The organism is Streptomyces sp. NPDC043176 (assembly GCF_056436715.1).
In genome coordinates this window covers 127,208-138,830 of record NZ_JBWKCA010000015.1, presented here as the reverse complement: position 1 = coordinate 138,830, position 11,623 = coordinate 127,208, and the positions used below count along the sequence as shown (strand labels likewise).

9 protein-coding genes are annotated in these 11,623 nt (G+C 73.9%); 4 read left to right on the top strand and 5 right to left on the bottom strand.

Annotated elements, in window-relative coordinates:
• Positions 1 to 64: 64 nt before the first annotated feature.
• The 4 genes from AC067A_RS24265 to AC067A_RS24250 are packed head-to-tail and all read right to left on the bottom strand — an operon-like array spanning position 65 to position 5,549.
• The gene (locus AC067A_RS24265) at positions 65 to 1,348 is read right to left on the bottom strand and encodes an MFS transporter (RefSeq protein WP_479244573.1); all 1,284 of its coding nucleotides are present in this window, start codon (positions 1,346 to 1,348) and stop codon (positions 65 to 67) included.
• A gap of 1 nt (position 1,349) precedes the next feature.
• Positions 1,350 to 3,113 (bottom strand): condensation domain-containing protein, encoded by a 1,764-nt coding sequence (locus AC067A_RS24260; protein ID WP_479244572.1) that lies wholly within the window; start codon positions 3,111 to 3,113, stop codon positions 1,350 to 1,352.
• 46 nt (positions 3,114 to 3,159) lie between these two features.
• Positions 3,160 to 4,464, bottom strand: a complete 1,305-nt coding sequence (locus AC067A_RS24255) for a DUF6271 family protein (protein WP_479244571.1) — start codon at positions 4,462 to 4,464, stop codon at positions 3,160 to 3,162.
• Positions 4,446 to 5,549 (bottom strand): phytanoyl-CoA dioxygenase family protein, encoded by a 1,104-nt coding sequence (locus tag AC067A_RS24250; protein ID WP_479244570.1) that lies wholly within the window; start codon positions 5,547 to 5,549, stop codon positions 4,446 to 4,448. The genes AC067A_RS24255 and AC067A_RS24250 overlap by 19 nt, the downstream gene beginning before the upstream one ends.
• 442 nt (positions 5,550 to 5,991) lie before the next feature.
• On the opposite strand from AC067A_RS24250, the gene AC067A_RS24245 reads away from it, so the two are divergent.
• The 4 genes from AC067A_RS24245 to AC067A_RS24230 all read left to right on the top strand — a co-directional run bounded on the left by AC067A_RS24245 (position 5,992) and on the right by AC067A_RS24230 (position 9,919).
• The gene (locus AC067A_RS24245; protein ID WP_479244569.1) at positions 5,992 to 6,852 is read left to right on the top strand and encodes a class-II aminoacyl-tRNA synthetase family protein; all 861 of its coding nucleotides are present in this window, start codon (positions 5,992 to 5,994) and stop codon (positions 6,850 to 6,852) included.
• A 75-nt stretch (positions 6,853 to 6,927) separates the two neighbouring features.
• Positions 6,928 to 7,185 (top strand): acyl carrier protein, encoded by a 258-nt coding sequence (locus AC067A_RS24240; RefSeq protein ID WP_479244568.1) that lies wholly within the window; start codon positions 6,928 to 6,930, stop codon positions 7,183 to 7,185.
• A gap of 10 nt (positions 7,186 to 7,195) precedes the next feature.
• On the top strand, positions 7,196 to 7,903 hold the full coding sequence (locus AC067A_RS24235) for a 4'-phosphopantetheinyl transferase family protein (RefSeq protein WP_479244567.1): 708 nt from the start codon (positions 7,196 to 7,198) through the stop codon (positions 7,901 to 7,903).
• Between the two features lie 369 nt (positions 7,904 to 8,272).
• Positions 8,273 to 9,919: a glycosyl hydrolase family 8 gene (locus AC067A_RS24230; RefSeq protein ID WP_479244566.1), complete on the top strand. Its 1,647-nt coding sequence runs from the start codon at positions 8,273 to 8,275 to the stop codon at positions 9,917 to 9,919.
• On the opposite strand, the gene AC067A_RS24225 is transcribed toward AC067A_RS24230, so the two are convergent.
• Positions 9,860 to 11,566: an FAD-dependent monooxygenase gene (locus AC067A_RS24225; RefSeq protein WP_479244565.1), complete on the bottom strand. Its 1,707-nt coding sequence runs from the start codon at positions 11,564 to 11,566 to the stop codon at positions 9,860 to 9,862. The genes AC067A_RS24230 and AC067A_RS24225 overlap by 60 nt on opposite strands.
• Between the last annotated feature and the right edge of the window lie 57 nt (positions 11,567 to 11,623).

Sequence of the window (11,623 nt, the reverse complement as noted above, 5' to 3'; positions counted from 1 at the left end):
GGGATCCCCCGGCGACGGGGGACGGGCGACCGGGGGCGGGCGACGGCCGACGGCGGTGCGGCGGTCAGGCCCGTCCGGCCGGCAGGTCGTCCGCGGCCTGCTCCGTCGGCGCCCTGCCGAGGCCGCGGATGGCCGGGACGGCGAGCATGACGGCGATGCAGAGGACGCCCATGACCGAGGAGAAGAGCAGGACGCGGTCGGCTCCGAAGGACTCCGCCGCCGGGCCGGCCAGGACGCGGCCGAGCGGGATGACCATGATGGAGCCGGCGATGTCGTAGGCCGAGACGCGGCTGAGGACGGCCACCGGGATGTGGGACTGCACGCTGGTCGCCCACATCACGCCCCAGAAGGCGAATCCGCACCCGGCCACGACGCCGGTGAGGGCCGTGACGGTGAACGACCAGCCGAGCGCGGGGGCCAGCGGGTTCAGCGTGAAGAAGAACATCGCGCAGGCCCCCGCGACGAGCGGCCGGGCGGGACGGACGCGCATGCCGAGCAGGCCGCCGACGATCGTCCCGGCGCCGTCGGCGGAGGCGATCCAGCCGTAGCCGCCGGCCCCGTGCTGCTCGGTGAGCAGCGCCGCGCCGAGCGGCACCGAGGGGCCGAACACGAACAGCCCGTAGACGGCCCAGACGACGATGACGCCCCACAGCCAGGAACGGGACCGGAACTCGTGCCACCCCGTCGCCAGCCGTCGCAGCAGGGGGTCGTCGCTGTCGTCGCCGTTTTCCCGGTCGGTGTGGAGGTGGCGCAGCGACAACAGGCCCAGGGCGCTGACCGCGTAGGCCGCCGCGATGACCAGGAAGGAGCCGGCCACGTCCCAGGAGGCCGCGAGGAGCCCGGCCAGGCCGGGGCCGAGAAGGGTGCAGACGGCCTCGGAGACGCGCAGCAGCGCGTTGGCCCGCTGGATGTCCTCGGCGACCTGGGGGACCAGAGCGGCCAGGCCGGGCTGGAACATGGCGGTGGCGGCACCGCTGACCGCCATCAGCGCCATGACGTGCCAGAGCCGCACCTCACCGCCGGCCAGCAGGCCGGCGAGCGTGAGCATGGTCGCCATCCGCACCACGTCGGCGCCGACCATCATCACCCGCGGCGTGAACTTGTCGGCCAGGGCCCCGCCGAACAGGATGAGCAGCACGATCGGGGCCATCCAGGCGGCCAGCGTGTACCCCACGCCGCCGGCACCGTACCCGGCCGCCAGCACGGTCGTCGTGATCGAGACCATCAGCATGCCGTCGGCGAGGAGCGACGTGCTGCGGGCCGTGAAGAAGCGCCGGAACCGGCTGGACCGCCAGGGGCTGGGGAGGGCGTCCGGCTTCCGCCGGACGGTCGTGTCGTCCATCGTCATGTCACATCTGCCGGTCTCGGCCGGTCCCTTCCATGAGTATCGGTCGCCGCAGCCACGCGCTGCCGGGTTCGGTGCCGACGGGCGCGCCCCGGACGATCACGTACCGGCGCGGGGCCAGCACTCCGGGCTGGCCGGGCAGGGTGTCCATCAGCGCCGCGTGGGCGCGTGCGGGGGTCGGCGGGGAGCCGTCGGCGGCGATGAACGCCGTGAGGTGCGGCTCCGGCCCGTCACCGTCCCCGGCCGGCGCGTCGAGGGTGACGTGTACGGGCGCGCCGTCGAGGGCCCGGCTCAGCGCGTCCGCCACGGCGGGCGGCGAGACCCAGGAGCCGTCGACCAGGCTCCAGTCCGTGCCGCGCGCGACCGGGTGGACGCCCGTCGCCCCGGTGAGCCCGGTGAGCGGCACGTCCCCGTCGGCCGCCGCCTCCAGGAGCCGTACGAGACCGGTGAGGAAGCCCTCCGCCTCGGGGCGGGGGAACAGCGCCGGGTCCGCCCACAGGGAGAGACGGAGGAGGGGCGCCGTCTCGTGGACGAAGGTGAGGAGGCGGGTCGGCAGAATCTGCTCCGGGGCCCCGCTCAGCTCCAGTTCGGGGCCCGGCTCGTCCGCCGGTCCCGACGGTGTGGTCGCGGGCCCCGCGGGGAGCGTGCTCACGTCGTTGTAGACGACGTCCCGCGCGAACGCGCTGCCGCGCTCGAAGGTGGTCCGCCCGATCATCTCCCACAGGGCCACCGCGTCGAACCGGCTGTGCCGGTACGCGCCCAGCGCCGCCCCCCACGCCTTGGCGAGGAGCGCGTCGAAGGACGGGACCCGCAGGTCGAGGCAGAGCAGCGCGTCCTGCGACAGGGTGTTCACGGAGCGGGCCAGCCGGGGCTCGTACCGGTTGGAGGTCGGCACGGCGGTGACGCACGCCGTCTGACCGGCGCGGTGGGCGACGAGCGCGCACCAGGCCGTCAGAAGGACCGTGGCCGGCAGCGCGCCGGTGCGTTCGGCCACGCGGGCCAGCGCCCGGGCGCCGCGCCGCGACCGCAGGGTGAGACCGGGGGTCCGTACGTCGGTGCCCCCGGCGCCCGGCTCCGCGAACATCGCCTGTGGTCCGGTGCGGATGATCCGCTCCCAATGGGCCAGCGAGGCACGCGACCTGCGCAGGCCGGCCGGGGACGCCTCCTCGGCGGCGAGACCGATCGGCGTGAGGGCCGTGACGTCCGGCAGGCGCGCGCCGGCCAGCAGCGCGAGCCACTCCTCCCGGAGCACGGCGAGGGCGCCGACATCGGTCACGGCGTGACTGGCGGCGAGGGCGACGAAGGCCGGCGCGCCGGACACGGCGACGAGGGACGGCCGGAGGGGGAAGTCCCGTTCGAGGTGGAAGCGGTCGTCACGCGCCGCGCGGGCCAGCGACTCGGCGTAGTCCGCCGCTTCGGGCGGCAGCTCGTCGTGGTCGACGACGGTGAGCGTGAACTCACCCTCCGCCGCCACGACCTGCTCGTCCGGTACGCCTCCGCCTGGTGCGGCGGGAAACGTGGTGCGCAGGGCCTCGTGGCGTACCGCCAGGGCGCGCAGGGCGTCGATCGCCGCCTCCGTACGGGTCCCCGCCGGCACCGGCCACACGTCGTGGATGTTGATCTGCGCGGGCTCGTCGCGCAGGACGCAGCGGATCATGTTCGCCTGCCCCATCGTGACGCGGCCCCGGCGCGCCGTGCCGCCCCGGTACGCGACGGTGACGGTGCGGGTGCCCGTCGGGCGCGGTGAGCCGTGCGCGCTCACCGGCACGGGCCCGGCCGGCTCGGGTGCGCGGGGGAGTGCCTCGGGGGGCGGCTCATGCGATGCCTTTCACGGAGTGCGAGGAGCGGACGAGGGGGGCCCAGGCGTCGATCAGGAGGGCGAAGTCCGCCATGTCCTGCCGGGCCTCGGCGAGGAGCTGCCCGGCGCGGGCGGCGAGGAGGTCGGCGGCCTGGGCGTAGCGCCCGCCCAGCTTGCGGTAGCAGCGGTCGAGCACGTCGAGGCGTTCGGCGTTCCCGGCGGGGCCGAGACGTGTGCCGTCCCGGACGATCTCGGCGACGGCCGCGGCGCGGACGTGTCCGGTGGCGTCGAGCAGCGTGTCGCCGGCCGCCGCCAAACGGGCGTACACGGGGTGGAGGTACCCGGTCGACAGCAGGAACTTGGCGAAGCGCAGCTGGTAGGCCAGGAACCCGCTGTCCGAACGGCGCTCTCCCGTGTGGTGGTTGACGATGTGCCGGTTGTGCAGCACTCCGGGCAGGCGGGCGCCGTGGACCAGGTGGAGGAGGAAGTAGTCGCTGCCGATGGTGTCGGTCGCCGGGGGGAGCGGGACCCGGCCGTAGACCCCGCGGTCGAAGCCGACGTTGCACATGTCCACCCGCGTCGGGCCCACGCCGGTGAGAGTGGTCCGGTCGGTGGTGAACGCGGTGGTCCCGGCGCCGCGGAAGGACTCCTCGATCAGGTTCGCCCGCCAGGGGTCCGGGTAGCCGTCGGGTATCGACAGGCCGATGACCTCGCCGTAGACGGCGGGGTCGAGTCGGCGGATCTCCGAGACGTCCACCGACATCTCGCCCACGAACGATCCGCCGACCACGGCCACCGGCCGGTCGGCGCAGGCGGGGTCGAGCCGGCTCCGGGTCACGAGGGGCGCCACGTCGGCGGCGCGCCGTCCGAGGGCGGCGAGCTCGTGGTGCAGGGGGAAGACGGGCTCGCCGTCGACGTACTGGTAGCGGCTGTCGGAGTCCCGGCGGTGCACCGACGCGCACCCCAGGGCCTCCGCGACGAGGAACGCGCGGTTGGTGCAGGCGCCGTACGACACGCGGGTCGGCAGCATCAGGTCGAGCAGCCGCCCGGGGGAGCCGACGCCGGAGGCGGCGATCGCCTCGCGCAGGACGGCCCGCTGCCCGGCCTCGTCCAGGTGGTGCACGACCACGCCCGGGGCGGGTGGAAGCGCGCTGACCGCCGCGCGGTGCCCGGCGCGTGTGGCGGCGTCCGAGGAGTCCAGGATCAGGAACCGGACCTCGACGTCGAAGTGCGCGGCGCCGTAGGCGGCCTCCTCGGCGACCGCGGCGATGGTGTCCGGGCAGGCGCGGTGGGTGGGCAGGGTCAGGCAGACGCGGCGCACGCGGACCCTCCGCTCTGCGCGGGGGCCGTGGCGGGGGCGGCCTCGCCCGCGTCGCTCCACGAGGTGAGTCCGAGGAGGCGGCTGCCGAGGCCGGTCAGTTCGGCGGTGGGGTAGCGCTTGGACTCGTGGAGGACCGGGTCGCCGACGAGGGTGCGGTTCCAGCGCGGGGTGCGCAGGTGGCGCCAGGAGTCGACGCGGGACTTCCGCAGCCGCTCGTGCTCTTCGAGTGCCGGCATCATCGACAGGTACTGGACCGCTCGCACTCCGTCCCGCGAGACGTTGCGCGCCACGCCGTGGGCGAGCAGGCCGTTCCAGATCAGCAGGTCGCCGGGGTGGAGATCCGGTCGTACGACGGGGAACTCGTCGCGGTCCACGGCGGGACGGAGGGGGTCCCGGTCGGCCGGCTGGCCGAGCTTCCACTCCTCGAACCGGCGGAACAGCTCCGGGTCGCACTGGAAGCCGCCCGTCTCGGGCCGGGTGTCGTTGAGCGCGATGATGCCCTGCACCCGCTGGGGAGGCACGCCGAGCGTGGTGTCGATGTCCCAGTGCAGGTCGATGTCGAAGCCGCGGTCGCGGGTCTCGATGAGGGCGCGGTCGCGGTTGCCGACGTTGGGCGGGTTGAGGTTGAGCCGGTCGAGGGTCACCCAGAGCTCCTCGCAGTCCCAGACGTCGACGAAGGCGTCGTACACGCGCCGGGACTGGCGGCTGTCCCAGAGGAGCTGGTGGTGGTACGCCTCCACGAAGCCGTACACGTGGAGCTGCTGGTCCAGTTCGGAGCGGAACGGCCGGTCCGCGTACCAGCCGTCCGGGCGCTCGGGGTCGAGCCCCTGGAAGTCCCAGGTGAAGTCGAGCAGCCGCCGGGCCGCGTCGGCCGGGATCGCCTCCCGGACGACGACGTATCCGTACGTCTGCCAGTGGGCGAAGTCCTCCTCGGACAGGACCCGGAGCGGCCGTGACTTCCGCAGTTCCCGCAGGGTCGTCTGGGCCAGGTAGGACTCGCCGTCGGCGCTGAAGTAGGGGCGGTCGGTCGCCGCTCGGTGGAGGTGGGGGCGGCGCGGGCGGCGGTCTGCGGCGGGTGTCGTCAAGGGGTCCCTCCGAGGCGGTGGTCAGGGCGGAGGACGGTCGCTTCCGGTGGCCGTCCGGCGGCCGCGGGGCACGACGCCGGGCGCCGCGGTGGCCGGAAGGCCGTGCCGCGGCGGGGTGCTGAAGTCGTGCCGCTCAGCAGAATTGGTGTAGACCATCTGTTCTGTCAAGTGCGATGCCGACATGCGGAGTCGTGTCGGTTTCGCGTACGACCGGAGGGTGGTGGGGGAGTTTCCGGTCGCGTGCGGGCGGGCCGACTTTGGTCTAGACAAGTTCGGAGAAGCTGACCTAGGGTCCTGGTGTGCGGCCACGGCCTGATGGGCCGTCAGGCGCCTGTGTCGGGGTGTGCGTCCGTCCGCCGGTACGGCGGACGCGGGCCCCTCCGGAACCCTTCCGGCCTCCGGAGCCCCGACTGTTCGTCCACGCCCAGAGGGAGCGGTTTCCATGAGCACACCCGACACCACGGCCCTGCCCGACGGCGGCCTGAGGAACCCCGGTGCGGGCCTGATCACGCTCGACCCGGTCCACACCGCCCTGCTGCACGGCCTGGACGACCTGCTGACCGGACTGGCCGGGCGGCTCGCCGCCCCCGAGGTGACGGGGCCGCCGCTCCTCTCCGTCGACGGCCTCGCGCGACTGGACTTCTTCCGGAACTTCCCCCATCTCGGGGTCTCCGCCGGACGGTTCACCCCCGAGGCGCTCGACGGCCTCGCGGCCGGCGAGGAGCCGGGCGGGCTGCCGCTCACGCCGACCGGCTACCTCCTGCCGTCCGCCACCTGCTACGGCCTGCTCCTCTCCCTGGAGGGCCGGGACGTCGGCGAGGGCGGCCTGCGGCTCTCCGCCGCCGGCCGCTGCTTCCGCAACGAGACCCACTACGACGGGCTGCGCCGCCTCTGGGGCTTCCACATGCGAGAGGTCCTCTACCTGGGAACCAAAGAGGGCGCGGTCGAACACCTGGAGAGCGGCGCCGGGTTCGTCCGGGAACTGGCCGGCCGGCTCGGCCTCGTCCTGACCCGGGCCACCGCCGACGACCCGTTCTACGACAAGGGCGGCTCCCGGGCCCGGCTGATGGCCCTCGACCCGGTCAAGCACGAGTTCAGCGCCCCCGACGGCACCGCCATCGCCTCCGTCAACCGGCACCGCAACTTCTTCGGCGAGCGCCTGGACATCCGCGCCGGCTCCCACGGCCCCGCCTACAGCGCGTGCGTCGCCTTCGGCGTCGAACGCTGGGTCCACGCGATGATCCTCGCCCACGGCACCCCGGAGGCGGCGCTCGACCGGGTGCGCGACGCCGCACGGATCTGACCCCCCGGCCGGAAGGTCTCCGCCCCCGGCCCGACCCATCGCCCCCGCACCACGGAACAGGAGCACGCCCGCCCCATGGAACGCATCTCCGACTGGCTCCACGAGAAGAACCCCGGCCTCGAAGGCCCGATCGACGCCGACGAGGACCTCATCGAGGCCCGGCTCATCGACTCGATGGACTTCCTGGAGTTCATCGACCTCCTCGAAGACCTGACCGGCGACACCATCGACCTCCAGGAGGTCACCATCGACGACTTCCGCACCCTGAACCGGGTGCGGGCGCGCTTCCTCGACGCCACCGGACCGGCCCCCGCCCCGGCCGCCGCCGGATGAGCCCTCGTCCGTGACGGGCGGCCGCGTGCCGCGGCGGGACGACCGGCCGGCCCTGGCCGCGGTGGCGACCACCGCGGAGGTCCTCGCCCACCCCGCGCTCCACGAGGGGCTGCTCGCCCCCTGGGAGGTACGGCGGCTGGCGACGGTCCGGGTCCCCTCCCGCCGCGACGACGTCCTTGCGGCGCGGCTCCTCCTGCGGCTGTGCGTCGCCCGGTTCACCGGCCGGCCCCCGTGCGCGTCCGGCCCGGCCCAGTCCTGCGCCGCGTGCGGCCGGTCCGGGCACGGCCGCCCCTTCCTGCCCGGCCGCCCGGGGACCGGCCTCAGCATGAGTCACGCCGACGGCCTCGTCGCCGCGGCGGTCGGTCCCGGTGCCGTCGGCATCGACGTGGAACCCTCGACGCGCCGTCCGGGCCCCCTCTCCGTCCTGCGCCGGCTCCTTCCCGAGGCCGACCTCCGGGCCGCCGCCGCCCTCCCCGACCCCGCCGCGGCCCACGTGCGCCTGTGGGTGCGGCACGAGGCCCTCTTCAAGGCAGGCGACCCCGGTCTCCGACTCCTGGAATGGACCGACGACCGCCGCGCGGCCGTCGTCGCCGTCGCGAGCGCCACACCCGCCACCGTCTCCTCCGGGGTGGCCCCCGCCGCCCCGGCGGCCGGCGTTCGCGTCCCGCCGTTCGCCGAGGTCCCGGGGTCCGTCGGGGGGCCGTCCCTCCCGCGTTGAGCGCCTCGTCCGCGACACCGGTCCAGCAGGCGGCGGGCTGCCGGACGAGGTCGGTGTCGGCGTCGGCGTCGGCGTCGGCGTCGGCGTCGACGTCGGAGGAGTGCCGCGCTTGTCGGGTCGTCATGTCAAGTCCCCTCCTGGTGCTGCGGGTTCGGGGCCCGTACGTCGCCGTGCAGGTCATACGAGGACCGTGGGACCTCAAGTTTCCTTGAGGTCCCACGTGTGATCCTCCGGGCGCCGCAGGTGTTCCCCGGGCGCTCACCGGGGTGTCATGTCAGAGGTCTTGCGCCGGGCTGTCGGGCTCTCTAGTCTCCGCCAATGGTTAGGAATACTTCCTATCTATTGGGCAGGGAGAGAAAGGGAGTTGTCATGCGTAGACGAAGCGCCTCGCTTCTCGGACTCGCGGGTCTGCTGGCGTTGCCCTTGACGGTGATGCCGCAGGCGCAGGCCGCCGACGGCCTGGTGTCCACCGGGAAGGCCGTGACGGCCTCGTCCGTCGAGACCTCGGCGTTCGGGCCCGCGCTGGCCGTGGACGGCAACGGAGCCACCCGCTGGGCGAGCGTGGAAGGGGTCGACCCGCAGTGGATACGGGTGGACCTCGGGGCGAACCACACGATCTCGCGGGTGAAGCTCAACTGGGAGGCCGCGTACGGCAAGGCGTACCGCGTCCAGACCTCCGCGGACGGCACGACCTGGAGCGACGTCTACTCCACGAGCGCGGGCGACGGGGCCACGGACGACCTGACGGTCTCCGGGAGCGGCCGGTACGTGCGGATGTACGGGACCGGGCGCGGCACCCCGTACGGCTACTCGCTCTGGGAGTTCGAGGTGTACGGCGCGCCGACCGGCGGCGGGGGAGGCGGAGGGACGGCGGTGCCCTTCGGCAGCCACCTCAGGCCGTACACCGCGGGCATGCTGAAGCCCACCGGCTCGCAGGCGACGATCGACCAGAAGGTCGTCGACTACTACAACAGGTGGAAGGCCGCCTTCGTCCGGCAGAACTGCGGCAACGGCTGGTACCAGATCATCTCGCCGGACGCCGACCACCCCTACGTCGCCGAGGCGCAGGGCTACGGCATGGTCGTGACCGCGACGATGGCGGGCGCCGACCCCGACGCGAAGAAGATCTTCGACGGTCTGGTGAAGTGGAAGATCGACCACCCGTCCTCGGTCAACCCGAACCTGCTCGCGGCCGAGCAGGACGTCGCCTGCAAGAGCGTCAACGGCGGCGACGGCGCCACGGACGGCGACATGGACGTGGCCTACGGCCTGCTCCTCGCCGACAAGCAGTGGGGCAGCACCGGCACGTACAACTACAAGGACCTCGCGCTCAAGCACATCGCCGCGATCAAGAAGGACGAACTCAACCCGACCAGCAAGCTGCTGAAGCTGGGCGACTGGAGCAGCTCCGGCGACCAGTACTACTGGATCACCCGCACGTCGGACTGGATGGTCGACCACTTCCGCGCCTTCCGCACGGCCTCCGGCGACACGACCTGGGACGCCGTGCGCACCGCGCACCAGACCCAGATCTCCCGGCTGCAGTCCACCTACGCCCCCGGCACCGGCCTCCTCCCCGACTTCGTCGTCGACACCAACACGACCCCCAGGCCGGCCCCGGGCCAGGTCCTGGAGGACCCCAACGACGGCGCCTACTGGTGGAACGCCTGCCGCACCCCGTGGCGCATCGCCGACGACGCCGTGACGAGCGGGGACGCCACCTCCCTCGCGGCCGCGCGGAAGCTCAACGGCTGGATCAAGTCGAAGACCGGCGGCGACCCGAACAAGATCGCCATCGGCTACAAGCTCAACGGCACCCAGATCTCCTCGGGCAGCGAGGCCGCCTTCTTCGCCCCCTTCGCGGTGGCGGCCATGACCGACCCGGGCAGCCAGGCCTGGCTCGACGCCCTCTGGAACAAGATGGTGGCCACGCCGATCGACACGAGCAGCTACTTCTCAGCGAGCATCCAGCTCCAGGTCATGATCACCGTCTCCGGCAACCACTGGGTCCCGTAGCCCCCGGGGGACGGACAGCCCCCTGAGGTAGCCAGACAGGGCGGCCGCGGTGCCGCCCAGCGGGAACCGGGCGCCCAGCTGTCCGTCCGGACGGACCACGAAGCCGGTCGCGCCGCCGGGGAGGTAGAGCCGTGCGAACTCCCCGGCGGCGTCACGGTAGAGGACCGTGGAAGCTCCGGCGGGCACGCCGTCCGGAGCCTCCCGGGCCAGGACCGCAAGCGCCGGCAGGCCGCTCGCGGTCCTGGCCGCGTCGGCCGCCCGGGCTAGCGCGGCCGCATCGTCCCCGTACAGGACCACGACGTGTCCGACCCGCCCGCGCAGCACGTCGAGCAGGCGCAGCGGGTACACGGCGACGGGTGTCGTCAGGCCCGCGCAGTCCGGGGCGCGGTCGCCGGGCTGGGGTGCCCCGTCCGGTCCGTACGGGGCACCGGAGAGCGGACCGTCGCGGTAGCCGACGAGCAGCTGGGCCTCGCGGAGCATCAGGGTCCGTCGCTGGTCGGGGCCGGTCTCCATGCCCTGGGTGGCATGCCGGACGGTCCGGCCCACCACCTCCTCGCCGACCGGGCGGCGCTCCTCGTCGTAGCTGGCCAGCAGGGCGGGCGCCGCCTCGCCGCGCAGGACCAGGGCCAGCTTCCAGGCCAGGTTGCAGGCGTCCTGGACACCCGTGTTCATGCCCTGCGCGCCGACCGGCGGATGGATGTGGGCCGCGTCGCCCGCGACGAACACCCGCCCCTCGCCGTACCGGTCGACGATCCGGTGGCTGATGCGGAACACCGACGACCAACGCAGCGCGGAGAGCCTCGTGGGCCGCGGTGCCAGACGGTCGACGACGGCCTGGAGATCGGCGAGCGCGGGTCCGGTGCCGCCCTCCAGACCGTGCGCGACACCGTCCCCGGCGCGCTCCGGCGCCGCGGACGCGGGAGGCGCCTTCATCGACATGCGGTAGCGCCCCGCCCCCGGCAGCGGGATGCACACCAGCAGTTCGTCGCCCGCGCCGTCCGGCGACGGGCCGCTGGAGCGCACGCCGTACCCCTGCGGCAGGTCCCAGTCGGCCTCGACGTCGCCCAGCATGTACGTCTCCGGGAACGCGCCCCCCTCGTAGGAGAGGCCCAGCGTCTTGCGGACCACGCTGTGCGCACCGTCGCAGCCGATCAGATAGCGCACCCGCAGCTCCTCCTCCGCGCCCGGGGCCGTCCGCAGCCGCGCGGTGACCCCGTCCGGGTCCTGGGCGAACGAGAGCAGTTCGGTGCCGCGCTCGATCGACGTGCCCAGACCGGCGACGTACGCCTCCAGGAGCCGTTCGGTCTCGTACTGGGGCAGCGCGGCGAACCCGTACGGCACCTCGGGCGGCAGCGAGAGCTCGATCCTCGCCTGCTCCCGTCCGTCGACGTAGATCAGCTGGCCGCGCAGCGGAACAGCGGCCTCCAGCACCTCGCGGACCAGACCCATCCGGTCCCAGAGCTCCAGCGTGCGCGGCTGTATCCCGACCGCCTTCGCGTACGGCAGCCTCGCCGGCAGCCGGTCGACGAGGCGGCAGCGCACACCCCGGCGGCGCAGCTCGGCGGCGGCGCTCAGGCCCACCGGCCCCGCGCCCACGACGAGGACGTCGGCGGTGGTGCCGCCGGTGTCCGTGGGGAAGTGGGCCATCGCTGCCTCCCGGTGCTGCCCGGCCTCCGGTCAGATCCCCGTACGACCATGGTCGCC